This is a genomic window from Mycobacterium shunyiense, from assembly GCF_058270075.1.
Genome location: NZ_JBZDPU010000008.1, coordinates 253867 through 271962, shown reverse-complemented (window position 1 = coordinate 271962; position 18096 = coordinate 253867). Strand labels below are relative to the sequence as shown.

At 67.0% G+C, this 18096-nt stretch carries 17 protein-coding genes; 12 read left to right on the top strand and 5 right to left on the bottom strand.

The window, feature by feature from the left end:
• Position 1: 1 nt before the first annotated feature.
• Positions 2 to 1267 carry an aspartate kinase gene (locus AC4ELH_RS08110; RefSeq protein ID WP_044521271.1) on the bottom strand — a complete coding sequence of 422 codons (1266 nt, stop codon included), beginning with the start codon at positions 1265 to 1267 and terminating at the stop codon, positions 2 to 4.
• A gap of 87 nt (positions 1268 to 1354) precedes the next feature.
• Here AC4ELH_RS08110 and AC4ELH_RS08105 point away from each other — a divergent pair, with 87 nt between their 5' ends.
• The 3 genes from AC4ELH_RS08105 to AC4ELH_RS08095 are packed head-to-tail and all read left to right on the top strand — an operon-like array spanning position 1355 to position 4310.
• Positions 1355 to 1954: a nitroreductase family protein gene (locus tag AC4ELH_RS08105; RefSeq protein WP_498883844.1), complete on the top strand. Its 600-nt coding sequence runs from the start codon at positions 1355 to 1357 to the stop codon at positions 1952 to 1954.
• Positions 1955 to 1998: 44 nt separating this feature from the next.
• Positions 1999 to 2943 carry a UTP--glucose-1-phosphate uridylyltransferase gene (locus tag AC4ELH_RS08100; RefSeq protein WP_211156380.1) on the top strand — a complete coding sequence of 315 codons (945 nt, stop codon included), beginning with the start codon at positions 1999 to 2001 and terminating at the stop codon, positions 2941 to 2943.
• Positions 2940 to 4310 (top strand): alpha/beta hydrolase, encoded by a 1371-nt coding sequence (locus AC4ELH_RS08095; protein WP_498883842.1) that lies wholly within the window; start codon positions 2940 to 2942, stop codon positions 4308 to 4310. The genes AC4ELH_RS08100 and AC4ELH_RS08095 overlap by 4 nt, the downstream gene beginning before the upstream one ends.
• Before the next feature lie 7 nt (positions 4311 to 4317).
• Here the strand turns inward: AC4ELH_RS08095 and AC4ELH_RS08090 are convergent, their stop codons facing one another.
• The 3 genes from AC4ELH_RS08090 to AC4ELH_RS08080 are packed head-to-tail and all read right to left on the bottom strand — an operon-like array spanning position 4318 to position 7036.
• Positions 4318 to 5040, bottom strand: a complete 723-nt coding sequence (locus tag AC4ELH_RS08090; protein WP_211156382.1) for a GntR family transcriptional regulator — start codon at positions 5038 to 5040, stop codon at positions 4318 to 4320.
• On the bottom strand, positions 5037 to 5726 hold the full coding sequence (biuH, locus tag AC4ELH_RS08085; protein WP_498883840.1) for a biuret amidohydrolase: 690 nt from the start codon (positions 5724 to 5726) through the stop codon (positions 5037 to 5039). Before biuH ends, AC4ELH_RS08090 begins: the two co-directional genes overlap by 4 nt.
• Entirely contained in the window at positions 5723 to 7036 is a 1314-nt protein-coding gene (locus AC4ELH_RS08080) for a cytosine permease (RefSeq protein ID WP_498883838.1), read from the bottom strand. Before AC4ELH_RS08080 ends, biuH begins: the two co-directional genes overlap by 4 nt.
• Before the next feature lie 188 nt (positions 7037 to 7224).
• On the opposite strand from AC4ELH_RS08080, the gene AC4ELH_RS08075 reads away from it, so the two are divergent.
• The 8 genes from AC4ELH_RS08075 (at position 7225) to AC4ELH_RS08040 (ending at position 15648) form a co-directional block, all read left to right on the top strand.
• Complete coding sequence (locus AC4ELH_RS08075; RefSeq protein WP_498883837.1) at positions 7225 to 8484, top strand: ammonium transporter; 1260 nt, start codon at positions 7225 to 7227, stop codon at positions 8482 to 8484.
• A 133-nt stretch (positions 8485 to 8617) separates the two neighbouring features.
• Positions 8618 to 9922, top strand: coding sequence for a type III glutamate--ammonia ligase (gene glnT / locus AC4ELH_RS08070; protein ID WP_211156386.1), 1305 nt, complete (start codon positions 8618 to 8620; stop codon positions 9920 to 9922).
• An 11-nt stretch (positions 9923 to 9933) separates the two neighbouring features.
• Complete coding sequence (locus tag AC4ELH_RS08065) at positions 9934 to 10803, top strand: class II glutamine amidotransferase domain-containing protein (RefSeq protein WP_498883835.1); 870 nt, start codon at positions 9934 to 9936, stop codon at positions 10801 to 10803.
• Positions 10791 to 11474 (top strand): GltB/FmdC/FwdC-like GXGXG domain-containing protein, encoded by a 684-nt coding sequence (locus AC4ELH_RS08060; RefSeq protein ID WP_211156388.1) that lies wholly within the window; start codon positions 10791 to 10793, stop codon positions 11472 to 11474. Before AC4ELH_RS08065 ends, AC4ELH_RS08060 begins: the two co-directional genes overlap by 13 nt.
• On the top strand, positions 11474 to 12766 hold the full coding sequence (locus AC4ELH_RS08055; protein WP_498883833.1) for an FMN-binding glutamate synthase family protein: 1293 nt from the start codon (positions 11474 to 11476) through the stop codon (positions 12764 to 12766). The genes AC4ELH_RS08060 and AC4ELH_RS08055 overlap by 1 nt, the downstream gene beginning before the upstream one ends.
• Positions 12763 to 13950 carry an NAD(P)/FAD-dependent oxidoreductase gene (locus tag AC4ELH_RS08050; protein WP_498883831.1) on the top strand — a complete coding sequence of 396 codons (1188 nt, stop codon included), beginning with the start codon at positions 12763 to 12765 and terminating at the stop codon, positions 13948 to 13950. Before AC4ELH_RS08055 ends, AC4ELH_RS08050 begins: the two co-directional genes overlap by 4 nt.
• 15 nt (positions 13951 to 13965) lie before the next feature.
• Complete coding sequence (locus tag AC4ELH_RS08045) at positions 13966 to 14610, top strand: helix-turn-helix domain-containing protein (RefSeq protein WP_044521341.1); 645 nt, start codon at positions 13966 to 13968, stop codon at positions 14608 to 14610.
• 33 nt (positions 14611 to 14643) lie between these two features.
• Positions 14644 to 15648, top strand: a complete 1005-nt coding sequence (locus tag AC4ELH_RS08040; RefSeq protein WP_498883829.1) for a lytic transglycosylase domain-containing protein — start codon at positions 14644 to 14646, stop codon at positions 15646 to 15648.
• A gap of 70 nt (positions 15649 to 15718) precedes the next feature.
• Here the strand turns inward: AC4ELH_RS08040 and AC4ELH_RS08035 are convergent, their stop codons facing one another.
• On the bottom strand, positions 15719 to 15934 hold the full coding sequence (locus tag AC4ELH_RS08035; RefSeq protein WP_211156391.1) for a hypothetical protein: 216 nt from the start codon (positions 15932 to 15934) through the stop codon (positions 15719 to 15721).
• A 318-nt stretch (positions 15935 to 16252) separates the two neighbouring features.
• Here AC4ELH_RS08035 and leuA point away from each other — a divergent pair, with 318 nt between their 5' ends.
• Positions 16253 to 18082, top strand: a complete 1830-nt coding sequence (leuA, locus tag AC4ELH_RS08030; RefSeq protein WP_498883828.1) for a 2-isopropylmalate synthase — start codon at positions 16253 to 16255, stop codon at positions 18080 to 18082.
• Positions 18083 to 18096: the final 14 nt, after the last annotated feature.

Below are 18096 nucleotides of genomic sequence, written 5' to 3'. Positions count from 1 at the left end.
GTCAGCGCCCCGTTCCGCCGTAGACGACGGCCTCGTCCTCGCCGCCGAGGTCGAAAGCCTCGTGCAGCGCGCGGACGGCCGTGTCCAACTCGGTGTCCTTGACCAGAACCGAGATCCGGATCTCGGAGGTGGAGATCAGGTCGATGTTGACGCCGACCTCGGCCAGCGCCTCGCAGAACTTGGCGGTGACGCCGGGATGGCTGCGCATGCCCGCACCGACCAGCGACACCTTGCCGATGTGGTCGTCGTAGAGCACCTGGCTGAACCCGATCTCATCCTTGAGCGCGGTCAGCTTCTCCACGGCCGTCGGGCCGTTGTCCATCGGACAGGTGAAGGTGATGTCGGTCTTGCCGTCCTCGACCTTCGAGATGTTCTGCAACACCATGTCGATGTTCACGTCGGCGTCGGCGACCGCGCGGAACACCTGGGCGGCGTAACCCGGCACGTCGGGCAGGCCGACGACGGTGACCTTGGCCTCCCCGCGGTCGTGGGCTACTCCGGTCAGAAGGGCGTCTTCCATGGGGATGTCCTCGATCGATCCTTTGACGATGGTGCCGGGCTTGTCCGTGTACGACGAACGAACGTGAATCGGCACGTTGTACCGGCGGGCGTATTCGACGCAGCGCAGCATCAGCACCTTGGCGCCGCACGCGGCCATCTCGAGCATCTCCTCGAAGGAGACGGTGTCGAGGTGGCGGGCGTTGGGCACGATGCGCGGGTCGGCGGTGAAGATGCCGTCGACGTCGGTGTAGATCTCGCAGACGTCAGCCTTGAGCGCGGCGGCCAGGGCGACGGCGGTGGTGTCCGAGCCGCCGCGGCCCATCGTGGTGACGTCCTTGCTGTCCTGGCTAACGCCCTGGAACCCTGCGACCAGCACGATGACGCCCTCGTCCAGCGCATCGCGCAGGCGACCAGGGGTGACGTCGATGATCTTGGCGTTGCCGTGGGTGCCGGTGGTGACGATGCCGGCCTGCGAGCCGGTGAACGAGCGGGCCTGTGCACCGAGGGACTCGATGGCCATCGCGACGAGGGCGTTGGAGATGCGCTCACCGGCGGTCAGCAGCATGTCCATCTCGCGCGCCGGCGGCGCCGGGGAAACCTGACGGGCCAGGTCAAGCAAGTCGTCGGTGGTATCGCCCATCGCCGAGACCACGACGACGACGTCGTTGCCTGCCTTCTTCGTCTCGACGATGCGCTCGGCCACCCGACGGATCCGATCGGCATCCGATACCGAGGATCCGCCGTACTTCTGTACGACGAGCGCCACTATCTAACCCTTCGAGCTTCGGGAATGAGTCCCAAACAGGATAAGGGAGACGCGCACGCGATTTTCTCCGCCGGTAGCTTGGCTGACGTGCCTGACACGCCGAGCGGTCGGCCGGCCGCCACCTCTGTGCCGATCCATCCCGATCTCGCGGCCCGCTGGAGTCCCCGGGCGTTCGATCCCGATGCCGCCATTACCGCTGACCAGGTCACCGCGCTGCTGGAGGCAGCACGCTGGGCCGCCAGTTGGGGTCACCGGCAGCCGGTGCGGTTTGTCGTGGGCCGGCGAGGGGATGAGACCTTCGTTACATTGGCCGGCCTGCTCAAACGCGGCAACAGCTACGCGCATGCGGCCTCCGCGCTGATCCTGGCGTGTGCCGACCAGGGAGAAGATGAGAGGACGGCCTTGTACTCGGCGGTCGACGCCGGAGCAGCGATCGCGCAGCTGACCGTCGAGGCGGTGTCCCGCGGGTTGATCGTCCATCCGATGGCGGGCTTCGACGTCGACGGGGCCCGGGCAGCGTTCGAGATTCCCGACGGTGTGCGGCCGTTGGCCGTCATCGCCGTCGGCACGCTCGGCGACTACTCCCACGTCGACGAGGCCATCGCCGAACGCGACGGCCGGCCCCGCGAACGGCTACCGCTGGAGCAGATTGCCTTCGGTGGGCGCTGGGGAATTCCGCTCGGCTGACCGGCGCACCGGCTAGTTTTGGTGAAGCACCGGGAGAGGAACACATGGCAGGACAGGCCATTCGCAAAGCCGTCATCCCCGCCGCGGGGATCGGTTCGCGTCTCCTGCCGCTGACCAAGGCCATCCCCAAGGAAATGCTGCCGGTAGGCGACAAGCCTGTCATCGAGCACACGGTGCGCGAGCTGGTCAATTCCGGGATCACCGACATCACGATCGTCGTTTCCGGCGGAAAGAACTTGATAGAGGAGCATTTTCGGCCGAACACGACACTGGTCGATCAGCTTCGCGCGGACGGAAAGGACGCTTACGCCGACGCGGTCGAGGAGGTCGGCGAGCTCTCCGCGCGTGGCCACATCACCTACCTCCATCAGCACGGTCCGTACGGCAACGGCACTCCGGTGCTCAATGCCTCACGCTCGTTCGGTGACGAGCCGGTCCTGGTGCTGTGGCCCGACGACGTCTTCGTCGCCGAGGTGCCACGCGCCCAACAACTGATCCGGGCCTACGAACAGACCTCGTCCCCGGTGCTGGCGTTGATGCCGATGGCTCCCGAGAACTCCCGCCGGTACGGCGTGCCGATCATCGACGAGGATCTGGACGGCGGGCTGCTGCGGATCACCGGGATCGTCGAGAAGCCACAACCGCACGAGGCGCGCTCCGAGTACGCCGCGATCGGTGGCTATGTCGTCACACCGGGCATCATCGACGAGCTTCGAGAGCAGACGAAGCGCTGGTACACCCAGACCCAGCCCGGCGAGATCTATCTGACCGACGCGATCAATGCCCACGCCAGGGACCATGCCGTCTACGGCCAGGTGATCCAGGGGCACTGGTATGACACCGGCAATCCGGCCGACTACCTGGTCGCACAGTTCGCCTTCGCGTTGGCCCATCCCGAATACGGTGCCGCGCTACGGCAGTTGGCCGACCAGCCAGACCTGCTGCTACACAAGCTTTCGCGTGAGATCGGGGAAGGCCCACCCACATGAACTTGTCCCTGACCAACGGACTGATCCCGATCACGCTGCAACTGCTGGCAGTGATCGCCATCGTGGTCGCGATCGGTCGCGGCCGGTCTCGGGAGTGGATGAGGCGCTGGCTGCTCGCCGCAGTGCTCGTCGGCGTCGGTCTGGCGGCGGCCGCACGACTGATCGTCCGGGAACAGGGCTGGTCCGCCGACGCCATCTCCTTCGGCACGATCTTCTGGACGGCGATGTTCGGATTCGCCGTCACGGTTCTCATCGGTGGCTGGCATGGCACTGCGTGGTGGCGCCGGTTGGTATCCGTGCTGTCCGTGGTGATGATGGTGGTGTGCGGTCTTGCCGCGCTCAACACCGCGACCGGCTACTTCCCCACGGTTCGGGCTGCCTGGCTGCGGCTGACCCAAACCGAGCCGGAACAGTGGATCGATGAATCCCAGCTCGCCGCGCTTCAGCAGTCCGGTGAGGTACCGACCCGCGGCACGGTGGTGCGGGTCAACATCCCAGCCGACGCATCGGGTTTCGAGCACCGGACCGAGGTGGTCTACCTTCCGCCGGCCTGGTTCGCCAGCAACCCGCCACCACAACTACCCGCGGTCATCTTGATGGGCGGCGAGTTCAACCATCCCAACGACTGGCTGCAATCGACCGGCGCCCTGCAGACGCTCGACGACTTCGCCGCACTGCATCACGGCAATGCGCCGGTCATCGTATTCCCCGACATCGCGGGCAAGTTCAGCAATGACACCGAATGCGTCGACGGGACCCGCGGCAACGCCGCCTCCCACCTGACCAAAGACCTGGTGCCTTACCTGATTTCACGCTTCGGGGTCAGCCCGAAAGCCGAGAACTGGGGACTGGCCGGGTGGTCTTCGGGTGCGACGTGTGCCCTGAACACCGCGGTCCGCAATCCCGAGATGTTCAGCGCCTTCGTCTGGCTGGACGGCACCCTCGGCCCCAATGCGGGCACCAAAGACCAGACCATCGCACGACTCTTCGGTGGCGACCGGGCGGCCTGGGAAGCATTCGACCCCAAGACGGTGATCACCCGGCACGGCCCGTACGACACCATGGCGGCGTGGCTCGGCGTCGGCGAAAGCACACCGACCGTCCACCGTGACCCCACGACCACCCCTCCATCCGAGGAGGCGATCGCCGGGTGGGACACGTTCTCCGAGGAGCACGCCTCCAACGCCAACAAGCTGTGCGCCCTGCTGAGCGGTTACAACGTCGAATGCTCCGTGGTGGGCTACAAGGGCGGGCACGATTTCCAGGCGGCCAGTACGGCATTCGATGCAGCGCTGCCCTGGCTGGCCTGGCGGCTCGGTACCCCGAATGTCCGAGAACGAGCCCTGCCCGGATCGGACGGGAACTAGCCGACCGTTACTTCCAGAGTGCCTCCAGCGAGGTGACGGACTGGCCGAGCGCTCGGGCGCTCAGCGCTCGCAGTGCACGCCGCTCGACCACGTCGAAACTCGCCCCGACATGCTCATGCAAGGCGGTACGGCCGGCATCGAGCTGATCATCGAGCAGGAGGTCGACGATCTGGAGGTGCTCGTCGATGGTGGCGATCACCCGTTCCTCGGTGACGAAGTCGTACATCCGGATGAGCCGGATCCGCCGGTTGAGGTTGTCGAGCGTGGCCACCATCGCCTTGTTCCCGGATGCCGCGCACAGCTCGAGGTGGAATGACTCGTCGCGCAGCACCATGTCACCGTCCGGCGGGGGCGGGCTGGCCTTCAGGCCCAGCCACTCCGCGCGCAATGTCGCGAGCCGGTCCTTGTCGTAGTGCAGCTCATCGGTTTCCAGGATCCGGGTGATGCCGCGAAGCTCGATGGTGATGCGCAGCTCGTAGAGGTCGCGGACGCCCGGGATGTCCAGCGCGACCGGGTAGTACCCGTCGGGCCTGCGTTCGAGCATGCCGTCGGCGTGCAGCCGGACCAGTGCCTCTCTCAGCGGGGTCCGGCTGACGTTGAGCGTCTCGCACAGCTGGGACTCGACCAACCGGGTGCGATGGTCGATCTCGCCGACCATGAGCAACTTGCCGAGGTCGAGGTAGACACGGTCGCGCAGGGAGACCGGTTCCTCCACTTGGGTCGTGGTCATTGCAGTTCCTTGAGCGCGGCCACCACATCGGAGCTGGTGGCATGCGCCCCGAACACCCCGCCCTGCATGGTGATCATGTTCAGCGCCGCAACGTGGTTGGCGTAGTCGGTGGCACCGGTGGCGTCGGAGACGACGAGGCATTCGTATCCGCGGTCGTTGGCGTCACGCATGGTGGTGTGCACGCAGACGTCGGTCGTGATCCCGGTGAAGATGATGTGCGTGATGCCGCGGCTGCGCAGCACCAGGTCCAGATCCGTCGCGTAGAAGCTGCCCTTACCCGGCTTGTCGATGACGGGTTCGCCTGGCAGAGCGGCCATCTCGGGTACCAACTGCCAGCCCGGCTCACCCTGGGTGAGAATCCGTCCGCACGGACCGGCCGAGCCGATCTCGGCACCGATCTGGGCCGAGCGCCAGCGTTTGTTGGCCGGCAGGTCCGACAGGTCGGGCCGGTGGCCCTCACGGGTGTGGACGATGAACAGTCCGGCGGCGCGGGCCGCGGCGAGCACCTCCTGCGCGGGGCCGAGCGGGGTACGCACCAGGGACAGGTCGTAACCCATGGTGTCGACGTATCCGCCCTCGCCGCAGAAGTCGACCTGCCAGTCGATGTTGATCAACGCCGTTCGCCCGGTGGGGATGTCACCGTCGTAGGGCCACACATAGGGGTTGGCGGCAATGGTGACGGTCATGCGGTCTCTCCCACGAGAACGGGTTGCTCGGTGCGCACCGGCAGGTACGCCAGGGCGGTGAAGGCCAGGCCGCCGACGACCATCGCCACGACCGCATCGGACAGCTGAGGCGCGTAGTAGTGCGTCAGCAGCGCTCCCCCGGCTCCGATCGCCCATGCGGCGAACGGCTTCCAGTAGAGCCCGGCGGTCGATGACGTGCGCCTGGCGGAGAACACCAGCTGGTCGAGGATGAGAACGATGCCGATCGGGGGTACCAACACCCCGAGGATGTTCAGCCAGGTCGCGAAGTACGACCAGATACCGGCCACCGCGGCAACGGTTCCGACGATGCCGAGCACGATCGTCAACTGGCGCATGGTCTTTCCGGTGATGTTGCCGAATCCGACGGCCCCGTTGTACAGGCAGTGCGCACACACGCTGCCCAGGTTGACGAAGACGAACACGATCGCCAGGGGCACCAGGACTCCCCCGGCGCTGACCAGGACGTGCAGGAAGTCGCCGCCTGCGGTGTCGGCCGCGGCGGCGGCGCCGAGCGCGACCACGAGCGCTCCGACCAGCTGAGCGATGAAGTAGGCGACCGGGAATGCGGCGAACGCCGCCAGCGCACCTTCCTTACCGTTACGGGCCCACCGCGTGAAATCGGCGGTCATGGTGCCCGAGTCGGCGAAGCACGCGAAGACCATCGTCACAGCGACACCGAAACTGAACGCACTCGCCCCGGCTCCGCCGCCGTAGGACAGGGCCGAGCCGATGCCGTCATCGGCCGCCGCCAACACCACGGCGACCACACCGAGCGGGATGAACAGGACCGACGCCACCACCCCGATCCACGAGATCGCCCGGATCCCGACGAAGGTCAGCGCCACGAACAGCACCCCGGCCAGCAGCGTGATCCACGGTGCGCTCCACCCCATGGACAGGTTGAGCGTCGAGCCCACCATTCCGGTCTGGAAGGCGAACCAGCCGATCACCAGCGCGGAGAGGAATGCCGAGACGATGCGAAAACCTTTGGCTCCGAAGGTGTCCGCTGCGGTGAGCGCGAAGTTCTTGCCGGAGCGCCCGGCCAGGTAGCTCAGCGTGCCCACGTAGCCCATGAGGATGAGGTCGCCGACGACGATCGCCGCCATTCCGGCGACGAAGCCGAGGTTGTAGACGACGATGCCGGCGAACACCGCCGACGTCATGATCATCGGGAATCCGACCCACACCGCCGACACCGCGAACAGCGATTTCCGGGCGGACGCCGGGACGGGCTGGTTCTCGTACTCCTCACCAAGCGCCGAATGATGTTCGGCGTGCGCTGTATCCATGGCTGTATACGGTGCGGTATACGGATTTCCCGAGCGTTTCTGTCGATGAACGTTCCGTAACGGGGTCCTCACCGCCGTGCGGCGCCGAGGTTTACGTCACCGCAACACAACGAGCCGGTCCACGTAACAGAAACGTCGTCAACTCCCAGTGATCGGCCCGTCCGGGCCGCCACCCCCAGGAGATGTTGATGGATACAGGAACCACGGCATTCATGCTGTGTTGCATCATCGGCCTCACGCTGATGATCCCGGGCCTTGCCCTGTTCTACGGCGGCATGGTCTCGGTCAAGAGCTCGACGAACATGATGATGATGACGTTCGGCGCAGTCGCCCTGGTGGGCGTGCTGTGGGTGCTGTTCGGCTTCTCGATGGCGTTCGGGACGTCCTACGGCGACCTCGGACTGCTCGGCAGCATCACCGAGTTCGCAGGCATGAAGAATCTGGTTGAGCCGATGACGTCCGTCAATGGCCTACCAGTCAGCCTATTCTCCCTTTTCCAGGCACTTTTCGCGGCCATCACCGTGGCGCTGATCTCCGGCGCGGTCGCCGACCGGATGAAGTTCGGCGCCTGGATGATCTTCGCCGGCGTCTGGGCCGTGCTGGTGTACTTCCCTGTCGCACACTGGGTTTTCGCCTTTGACGGGACGTTCTCGGAGGACTCCGTCGGCGGCTGGATCGCGAACAAGCTGCACGCGGTCGACTTCGCCGGTGGCACCGCGGTGCACATCAACGCCGGCGCCGCCGCCCTGGCGCTGGCCATCGTGCTGGGCAAGTCCGCACTGTTCGGCCAGCTACGCAAGCCGCACAACGTTCCGCTGACCCTGCTGGGTGCGGGCATGCTGTGGGCCGGCTGGTACGCCTTCAACGGCGGATCCGCCCTGGCCGCAGGCAATTCCGCGGCGATCGTCATGGTCACCACATTTGTCGCCACCTGTGCCGCCACCCTGGCCTGGATCGCGGTCGAGAAGCTCAAGACCGGCCACGTCACCGGCGTGGGTGCGGCGTCGGGTGCGATTGCCGGCCTGGTCGCCATCACCCCGGCCTGCGGCGCTGTCACCCCCGTCGGCGCCATCGTCCTGGGCGCCATCGCCGGCGCGGTCTGCGTGCTCGCCGTCGGCCTCAAGGAGAAGCTCGGCTACGACGACTCCCTGGACGTGGTGGGTGTCCACCTGGTCGGTGGTGTGATCGGCACCCTGCTGATCGGCCTGCTGGCCTCCGAGGCCATGCCGAGCAAGGTCAGCGGTCTGTTCTACGGCGGCGGTCTCGAACAGCTGTGGAAGCAGGCGATCGCCGCGGGTGCGGTGGCCGTCTACTCGTTCGCGGTCGCCTTCGCCATCGCCTATGTCCTCAAGAAGACGATGGGAATCCGCATCTCCTCCGACGAGGAGGAGAAGGGAATCGACACCAAGTTCCACCGGGATTCGGCCTACGAGCTCGAATTCGCCTGACAGTCAGTCTGATTCCCCGGCCCGGCTGCCGTGGACCGCTCTCACGGCAGCCGGTGACCGGGGTTTCCTCGGCTTGCTGAAGTTTCCTACTGTGATACCTTGATTCATAACAAGAGACGAAAGTGCTGGTGCTATGCCCTCCGATCTCGCCGCCCTCGCCGAACAATCCGGCACCAAGTTCATCCTCGCGCTGTTCGTCGACCTGCGCGGAAAGCCTTGCGCCAAACTGGTTCCCGTCGAATCGGTCGAGCTGCTGGCCACCGAGGGCGTCGGCTTCGCCGGCTACGCCGTCGGCGCCATGGGCCAGGAGCCCAAAGACCCCGACCTGATCGCCATCCCCGATCCCGCCTCGTTCACCCCGATCCCGTTCATCAAAGAGGGCCTGGCCCTGGTGCATTGCGACCCCCACGTCGGGGGCGCGCCGTGGCCGTACGCGCCGCGGGTCATCCTCAGAGGTCTGATCCAGCGCGCCGCCGACGCGGGATTCGAACCCTGGGTCGGCGCCGAGGTCGAGTACTTCCTGCTGCGCCGCGGCGCCGACGGCACGCTGGCCACCGCCGACGCGGCGGACACGGCTGCCCAACCCTGTTACGACGCCCGCGGCGTCACCCGGATGTACGACCACCTCACCGCGATCTCCACCGCGATGAACTCACTCGGCTGGTCCAACTACGCCAACGACCACGAGGACGGCAACGGGCAGTTCGAGCAGAACTTCGAGTTCTCCGACGCACTGACCACTGCCGACCGGGTGATCACCCTGCGCTACCTGCTGTCGATGATCGCCGCCGAACGGGACATGGTGGCCACCTTCATGCCCAAGCCGTTCTCCGACCGCACCGGCAGCGGCCTGCACCTGCACCTGTCACTGACCAGTGCCGGGACGCCGGTCTTCCCGGCCGACGCCGACGAGCGGGGCCTGGGCCTGTCCGAGACGGCGTACGCGTTCATCGGCGGCATCCTCGACCATGCCTGCGCGCTGCAGTCCGTCGTCGCGCCGACCGTCAACTCCTACAAGCGAACCGGTGCCACCTCGACCGCATCGGGCGCCTCGTGGGCCCCTCGCAAGCCCAGTTACGGCGGCAACGATCGCACCCACTACATCCGGGTGCCCGACAGTCAACGCATCGAGTTGCGCGGCGGCGACGGCTCGGCCAATCCGTATCTCGCGATCGCCGCCGCGTTGGGTGCCGGCCTCGACGGCGTCAAGCGCAGCCTCGACCCGGGAGCCGTGGGCGCCCAGGGACCGGCGGCTCTGCCGCCCACGCTGCTGCACGCGATCGAATCCCTGGAGACCGATCCGATCGTCACCGGCGTGCTCGACGTCGCGGGCGACGGTGTCGCCTCCTACTTCGCCGACGTCAAACGCGACGAGTTCTTCGCCTACCACGGCACCGTCACGCCGTGGGAGATCGACCAGTACCTGACGGCGTTCTGAGAGGAGAAAACGTGTGTGGAATTATCGGGCTGCACCTGCGTAGCCCCGAGCTGTACCCGCGGCTCGGCGAACTGCTCGCCGCGATGCTGGGCGAGATGTCCGATCGCGGCGCCGACTCGGCGGGGATCGCGATCTACGGAGACCCGGAGTGGTCGCCGTACGGGCAGGGCTGTGTCTCGATCACGGATGTCGCCGAGACACCCGAGCTGGGACCGGATGTGGATGTGGTGCAGGTGGATTCGACCTACCTGCTGTCGGCCGACATGGACTCCGAGGAGCTGCTGAGCCTGGCCCGGGCGGCTTACCCGACCGCTTTGATCTCCGGATTCGGCCCTGATCTGGCAGTGCTCAAAGGGGTCGGGCATCCGCGCGCCCTCACCGAGGCCTGGGGCCTGGCCAAGGCCCAGGGCTGGCAGGGCGTCGGGCATACCCGGATGGCCACCGAGTCCGCGGTGACGCCGTCGGGCTGCCATCCGTACACCGTCGGTCCCGGACAGTGCCTGGTGCACAACGGGTCTTTCGCCAACCACGCCACCATCCGCCGCGAACTGCGCCGCGCCGGTGTGGCGTTCGACAGCGAGAACGACACCGAGGTGGGCGCCCGGTTCGTGGCCGAACAGCTGGCCGCCGGCCGTGATGTGGCGACCGCATTAAAGGACCTCCTCGCAGCCTTTGATGGCTTCTACACACTGCTGGTCTCCGATCACGACTCGTTCGCGGTGGTGCGTGACGCCATCGCCTGCAAGCCGGCGGTGATCGCCGAAACCGCCGACTGGGTGGCGATGGCCAGTGAGTACCGCGCCCTGGCCGGGCTACCCGGGGTCGAGCAGGCACGCATTTGGGAACCGGAACCGGAGGTGGTCTACGCATGGACACGCTAGTTGGATTCGACCTGCGCACAACACCATTGCGTGAGGTCAACGCGGCGCTGCATCAACCGGGTGTGGAGGGTGACTACGTCATCGCACACCCCGACGGCGCGCACAATGTGGCCGTCGGCCTCAACGCGCCGGTGCGCGTGACGGTCGAAGGCCACGTCGGCTACTACGCGGCCGGGATGAACCAGCTCGCCGAGGTGACCATCAAGGGCAATGCCGGCACCGGGGTGGCCGAGAACATGATGAGCGGCACGGTGCGGGTCACCGGGAATGCCTCGCAGTCAGCGGGTGCCACCGCACACGGCGGACTGCTGGTCATCGAGGGGGACGCCGCGGCACGCTGCGGCATCTCGATGAAGGGCGCGGACATCGTGGTGGGCGGCAGCATCGGCCACATGAGCGCATTCATGGCCCAGGCCGGACGGCTGGTGGTGCGCGGCGACGCCGGCGAGGCGCTGGGCGATTCGATCTATGAGGCCCGCATCTACGTGCGCGGCGAGGTGACCTCGCTGGGTGCGGACTGCATCGCCAAGCCGATGCGCGCCGAGCACCGTGCCGAACTCGCGGAGTTGTTGACAGCCGCGGGTTTTGATGATGACACCGCGGGCTACACCCGCTACGGCTCGGCCCGAAACCTCTACCACTTCCACGTCGACAACGCGAGTGAGTACTGATGCGCGAATCCGCCACCTTCGATCGATCCACGATCGCCGACATCCAGCGCGCCGCCGACACCGGCATCTACGACATCCGCGGCTGGGGAGCCAAACGCCGCTTGCCCCACTTCGACGACCTGCTGTTCCTGGGTGCGTCGATGTCGCGCTACCCCTTGGAGGGCTACCGGGAACGCTGCGGCACCGACGTCATCCTCGGTGACCGGCACGCCAAACATCCTCTGCACCTGGATATCCCGGTCACCATTGCGGGCATGAGCTTCGGCGCGCTGTCCGGACCGGCCAAGGAGGCCCTGGGCCGCGGGGCCAGCGAGGCCGGCACGTCGACCACCACCGGCGACGGCGGCATGACGCCCGAGGAGCGCGGGCAGAGCAAGCACCTGGTGTACCAGTACCTGCCCTCGCGCTACGGGATGAACCCCGATGACCTGCGCAAGGCCGACGCCATCGAGGTGGTACTCGGCCAAGGTGCCAAGCCCGGCGGCGGCGGAATGCTGCTGGGACAGAAGATCTCCCCGCGGGTGGCCCAGATGCGCACGCTGCCCGAGGGCATCGACCAGCGCAGCGCGTGCCGGCACCCGGACTGGACCGGCCCGGACGATCTGACAATCAAGATCAACGAGCTGCGGGAGATCACCGACTGGGAGAAGCCCATCTACGTCAAGGTCGGGGCCACCCGCACCTACTACGACGTGAAGCTGGCCGTGCACGCCGGGGCCGATGTGGTGGTGGTCGACGGCATGCAGGGCGGCACGGCCGCCACCCAGGAGGTGTTCATCGAGCACGTCGGCATCCCGACCCTGGCCGCGGTGCCGCAGGCGGTGCAGGCCCTGCAGGAACTGGACGTGCACAGGAAAGTCCAGTTGATCGTGAGCGGCGGCATCCGCTCGGGCGCCGACGTGGCCAAGGCGCTGGCGCTGGGCGCCGACGCGGTCGCGATCGGCACCGCCGCACTGATCGCGCTGGGCGACAACCACCCCCGCTACGCCGCCGAGTACGAGAAGCTCGGCAGCGCAGCCGGTTTCTACGACGACTTCCAGGACGGACGCGATCCGGCCGGCATCACCACCCAGGACCCGGAGCTGGCCGCCCGGTTCGACCCGGTCGAGGGCGGCCGACGGTTGGCCAACTACCTGCACGTGCTGACCATGGAAGCCCAGACCATCGCCCGGGCGTGCGGCAAGGCCCATGTGTGCCACCTGGAACCCGAGGACCTGGTGGCAGTGACCATCGAGGCCGCGGCGATGGCGCGGGTTCCGCTGGCCGGCACGAACTGGATTCCGGGGACATGAGCGAAACAGCCGATGTCGTCATCGTCGGCGGTGGCTTGGAGGGCGCGGCGGCGGCCTGGGCCCTGAGCAAACGCGGCGTCACCGATGTGACTGTCCTGGAGCGCAATACCGTCGGCTCCGGGATGACCGGGAAATCCAGCGGGATCGTGCGCTGCCACTACGGGGTCAGCTCACTGGCCGCCATGGCCACGGTCGGCCTCGAGGTGTTCGAGAAGGCCGAGCAGTATTTCGGGACCGACATCGGCTTCCGGCAGACCGGCTATGTCGTCGGAGTCGGCGAGCCCAACGTCGGCAATCTGCGCAAGAGCCTGGCCGCCCAGCGCGAGGTCGGGGTGCAGACCGAGGAGATCGACGCCTCCGAGGTCGCCAAGCTGTGGCCGTGGGCCGATCTGGAACCGTTCGCGGCCTTCGGCTGGGAGGCGCGTGGCGGATACGGCGACGCCTACCAGACCGCGCAGGCGTTCGCGGTGTCGGCGAGGGCCGCCGGAGTGCGAATCCGACAGGGCGCCAACGTGACCGGACTGATGCTCGACGGGGGCCGGGCCACCGGCGTCGAGCTGGCCGACGGCACAAGGGTTTCGGCGGGCACCGTTGTCGTGGCGACCGGCGCGTGGACCCGGCCGTTCCTGGCCCCCTACGGCATCGACGTGCCGATCAGGGTGGTTCGGGAGCAGATCGTCACCATCTCCCCCGGGGTCCCGATCGGCGCGGTCCCGGTTTTCTCCGACCTGGTGTCGCTGCAGTACGTGCGCCCCGAGCTCGGTGGGGAGATCCTGTTCGGCAACAGCGACCTGGCGCACTGCGAGCCTGCCGACCCGGACGACTACCTGAACCGGGCCACCGACGGCTTCATCGACCTGACCGTCGACAAGGTGGGTACCCGATTTCCCGGCTTCCCCGACGCCGCGATCACCGGCAGCTACGCCGGTTGCTACGACGTCACGCCGGACTGGAATCCCGTGATCTCCACGACCGGGATCGACGGCCTGATGGTGGCGGCCGGATTCAGCGGACACGGCTTCAAGATCGCGCCGGCGGTCGGCAAGCTGGTCGCCGACCTGGTGACCGAGGGCCGCAGTTCCGACCCGCGGATACCCGAGACGGATTTCCGATTGGCCCGGTTCGCAGAGGACAATTTGCTCAAGAGCCGGTACCCGTACGTCGGGGCCGGGGAGATGCGATAGACGGGGGCGGACTGCATGAGCGACGTCCCGCTGCTCCGCAACACCGGCACAGCTCGCGACCGTGATCCGAACGAACCGGTCGAGGAACTGGAATTCGAGGCGGCGATCGGGCGCAATGTGCGTCAGCTGCGTCAGCAGCACGGGCTGACCGTGGCCGAGATGGCCGCCCGGGTGGGTATCTCCAAGGCGATGCTGTCCAAGATCGAGAACGCCCAGACCTCGTGCAGCCTGTCGACCCTGGCCCTGCTCGCGAAGGGCCTCGATGTTCCGGTCACCAGTCTGTTCCGCGGGGCCGACGTCGAGCGTCCGGCGGCATTCGTCAAGGCGGGCACGGGTCCGGAGATCGTGCGCAACGGCACCAAACAGGGCCATGAGTATCAATTGCTCAGCTCCCTGCGCGGGGAGCACAAGCGGCTCGAATGCCTACACGTCACGCTGACCGAGAAGAGCCAGACCTACCCGCTGTTCCAGCATCCCGGCACCGAGTTCATCTACATGCTCGAGGGCGTCATGGACTACAGCCACAGCCGCTCGGTGTACCGGCTGCAGCCTGGCGACTCCCTACAGATAGACGGTGAAGGCGCGCACGGACCGGTTGACCTGATCGAACTGCCGATCCGGTTCCTGTCGGTGATCGCCTTCCCCGATTCGCAGGTGTGAGTCACCGATCGGCGTTTGTGTCACTGTTGTCCTATGCGCCACCGTGCCCGTCGAGCGGTCCGCGACGCCTCCAAGTGCTTGGCCGTGATCGTTCGGATGGCGTTGACCAGCGCGGTCGCCGTCGCACCCAGCCTGGTCGGGCTGGTCCAGGAGAACCGGGTACGACCGCCGGCGGCGGTCCCGCCGTTGCCCAACCTCGCCGGCCAGCTTTGGGCGGCGGCGCCGTCGGCGCGTCCAAATGCCGCCGCGCCGGGTACGACGGGGCCACCCCCGCCCCCGGAGATTCAGGCACCGGGTGGGGTGCACATCCCCGCGATCGCACTCGCGGCCTACCAGAACGCGGACGCCATGATGGCGCAGCACCAACCCGACTGCGGTGTGACGTGGAACCTGCTCGCCGGGATCGGGTATGTCGAGTCCACGCATGCCGTGAGTCCCGTATACGGCCCAGCCCTCGACGGCTCACTGCCGGGCAACGAGATCATCGTCGTCGGCAGCTTTGGCGGCGGCACCATCTACGCCCGCGCACTGGGGCCCATGCAGTTCCTGCCGAGCACGTGGCTGTTGCATGGCGCCGACGGTGACGGCGACGGTCAGGCCGATCCGCACAACCTCTTTGATGCCACCCTGGCCGCGGCTCGCTACCTCTGCAGCGAGGGAGCGGACCTGCGCGACCAGTCGCAGCTGACCGCCGCGGTGCTGCGTTACAACCACTCGATGGCCTACGTCGCCAACGTGCTGGGCTGGGCGCAGGCCTACGCCACCGGTGTGGCTCCGGTCAACCTGCCGCCGCTCACTGCGCCGCGGCCGCCGAGCGTCGCCGTGCGCGCGGTCACCGGCCCCGCGGCATCGGCCGACGGGTCGACTGAAAACGCCACCGCCAAGCCGGACAAGACCGTGCGTCGAAACGACGACGGATCTTCTGTGACGCCCAAGGACTCCACGAACACGAGCACGAGCACGAGGAGCGGATCCCGGCACAGCATCGGCACACCCAAGGTCAAAGTTGGCAACGGCCGCTCCGGCGGGGCGCGCTGACGAGATGGGGAAGGCGCTCACCGACCGGTGATCGCCTTCCCCGATTCGCAGGTGCGAGTCACCACGTCGATCACTCGTAGATGCTGGTGATCCGCTGCGGGCCGTGATGGTTGTGCCAGCCGGGCTTCATGCCGGGCGCCGGTGTGGCGTAGGTATCAGGGCTGTAGAGGTTGCCCGCGCCCTGCGGAGTCTGCGCGGCGGCCGTGCCGGCCAGGCCGAGCGCGACGGCGCCGAAGACGCCTGCGGACAGGATGGGCAGTGCCAGGGCCTTGGTGAACTTGGTCATGATCGTGAATCCTTCTGTCTCAGTAGGCTTTTCGTTTTCCTTGGCGGCTTGTTGGGCCACTGAGACAAGAATGCGGCCTGGGCGGCCCCAGGTCTGTCGGGCGATCAGGCGATGGGACTGATGAAGATGCGTTCCCCCGATCGGGGGAAGTACACGTCAACCTCAGGTTTTGGCCTGGGAATGACGCGGAGTACAGTTGACCGCGTGCAGCGGGTGCTCCTTCTCGGACGCCGCGACGGGGTCTGATCAGACCGGCTTCCTGTCGCGGGTTTTTGCGATGCGCCGGTCGGGTCCCCCTTCAAACCCCGGAGCAAAGACATGACCACCCCCGACATCTCTGCAGATGCCTTCAGTTCGGTTCGCGCGATCAATACGCCGGCCGGCACCCCCAACCCCGGACAGCCCGTCTGGAACACCCAGCGCGGCTCATCCATGCCGGTCAGCCGCTATCGCAGCTTCGCCGACGAGGTCCCCGGCGGCAGCCCGGCCTTCGGCACCGGCGTCCCGTTCGACCGCACCTGGCCGGACCGCGTCATCGACAAGGCGCCCATGTGGTGTGCGGTCGACCTGCGCGACGGTAACCAGGCCCTGATCGACCCCATGAGCCCCGCGCGCAAGCGCCGCATGTTCGACCTGCTGGTACGGATGGGTTACAAGGAGATCGAGGTCGGCTTTCCGTCTGCGAGCCAGACCGACTACGACTTCGTCCGCGAGATCATCGAGGACGGCGCGATCCCGGACGACGTCACCATCCAGGTGCTGACGCAGTGCCGGCCCGAGCTGATCGAGCGCACCTTCGAGGCCTGCGCGGGAGCCCCGCAGGCGATCGTGCACTTCTACAACTCGACGTCGATCCTGCAGCGCCGCGTGGTGTTCCGGGCCGACCGCGACGCCGTCAAGAAGATCGCCACCGACGGCGCCCAGATGTGTGTCGAGGAGGCCAAGAAGTACCCCCAGACCCGGTGGCGCTTCGAGTACTCCCCCGAGTCCTACACCGGCACCGAGCTGGAGTACGCCGTCGAGGTGTGCAACGCCGTCGCCGACATCGTCAAGCCCACGCCCGAGTGGCCGCTGATCGTCAACCTGCCCGCCACGGTCGAGATGGCCACCCCGAACGTCTACGCCGATTCGATCGAGTGGATGAGCAGGCACCTGACCCCGCGCGATTCGATCATCCTGAGCCTGCACCCGCACAACGACCGCGGAACCGGCGTTGCCGCAGCGGAATTGGGCTACCAGGCCGGCGCGGACCGGATCGAGGGCTGCCTGTTCGGTAACGGCGAGCGCACGGGCAATGTCTGTCTGGTGACGCTGGGCCTGAACATGTTCAGCCGCGGCGTCGATCCGCAGATCGACTTCTCCAACATCGACGAGATCCGCCGCACCGTCGAGTACTGCAACCAGCTGCCCGTGCACGAGCGTCACCCCTACGGCGGCGACCTGGTCTACACCGCGTTCTCCGGCAGCCACCAGGACGCCATCAACAAGGGCCTGGACCAGATGAAAATTGACGCGGACGACATGGACTCGGACGTTGATGAGATCCTTTGGCAAGTCCCCTACCTGCCGATCGACCCCAAGGACGTCGGCCGCACCTACGAGGCCGTGATCCGGGTGAACTCGCAGTCCGGCAAGGGCGGCGTGGCCTACATCATGAAGGCCGACCACGGTCTGGTGCTGCCGCGCCGGCTGCAGATCGAGTTCAGCCAGGCCATCCAGCAGATCACCGACGGTGAGGGCGGCGAGGTGTCGCCCAAGGAGATCTGGGACGCGTTCTCAGAGGAGTACCTGGCCCCGATCATCCCGTTGGAGCGCATTCGCCAGAAGGTGGTTGCCTCCGAGGTGGACGGTGGCACCGACACCATCACCGCGATCGTGAAGATCGACGGCGTCGAACGCGAGATCATCGGTGCCGGCAACGGCCCGCTGGCGGCGTTCGTCGACGCCCTGGGAGCCATCGGCTACGACATCAACGTGCTGGATTACTCCGAGCACGCCATGTCCTCGGGCGAAGAGGCGCAGGCCGCGGCCTACGTCGAGGCGTCGATCGGCGGCAGGACCGTCTGGGGCGTCGGTATCGCGACTTCGATCACAACTGCATCACTTCGCGCGGTCGTATCTGCCGTCAACCGCGCGGCGCGTGATTAGCTGACGCTGGCGTA

Bases quoted from the DNA above. Each gene is read 5' to 3' on its own strand.
- AC4ELH_RS08100 (WP_211156380.1), top strand. From the start codon at position 1,999: ATGGCAGGACAGGCCATTCGCAAAGCCGTCATCCCCGCCGCGGGGATC.
- AC4ELH_RS08095 (WP_498883842.1), top strand. From the start codon at position 2,940: ATGAACTTGTCCCTGACCAACGGACTGATCCCGATCACGCTGCAACTG.
- AC4ELH_RS08090 (WP_211156382.1), bottom strand. From the start codon at position 5,040: ATGACCACGACCCAAGTGGAGGAACCGGTCTCCCTGCGCGACCGTGTC.
- biuH (WP_498883840.1), bottom strand. From the start codon at position 5,726: ATGACCGTCACCATTGCCGCCAACCCCTATGTGTGGCCCTACGACGGT.
- AC4ELH_RS08080 (WP_498883838.1), bottom strand. From the start codon at position 7,036: ATGGATACAGCGCACGCCGAACATCATTCGGCGCTTGGTGAGGAGTAC.
- AC4ELH_RS08075 (WP_498883837.1), top strand. From the start codon at position 7,225: ATGGATACAGGAACCACGGCATTCATGCTGTGTTGCATCATCGGCCTC.
- glnT (WP_211156386.1), top strand. From the start codon at position 8,618: ATGCCCTCCGATCTCGCCGCCCTCGCCGAACAATCCGGCACCAAGTTC.
- AC4ELH_RS08060 (WP_211156388.1), top strand. From the start codon at position 10,791: ATGGACACGCTAGTTGGATTCGACCTGCGCACAACACCATTGCGTGAG.
- AC4ELH_RS08055 (WP_498883833.1), top strand. From the start codon at position 11,474: ATGCGCGAATCCGCCACCTTCGATCGATCCACGATCGCCGACATCCAG.
- AC4ELH_RS08050 (WP_498883831.1), top strand. From the start codon at position 12,763: ATGAGCGAAACAGCCGATGTCGTCATCGTCGGCGGTGGCTTGGAGGGC.
- AC4ELH_RS08045 (WP_044521341.1), top strand. From the start codon at position 13,966: ATGAGCGACGTCCCGCTGCTCCGCAACACCGGCACAGCTCGCGACCGT.
- AC4ELH_RS08040 (WP_498883829.1), top strand. From the start codon at position 14,644: ATGCGCCACCGTGCCCGTCGAGCGGTCCGCGACGCCTCCAAGTGCTTG.
- AC4ELH_RS08035 (WP_211156391.1), bottom strand. From the start codon at position 15,934: ATGACCAAGTTCACCAAGGCCCTGGCACTGCCCATCCTGTCCGCAGGC.
- leuA (WP_498883828.1), top strand. From the start codon at position 16,253: ATGACCACCCCCGACATCTCTGCAGATGCCTTCAGTTCGGTTCGCGCG.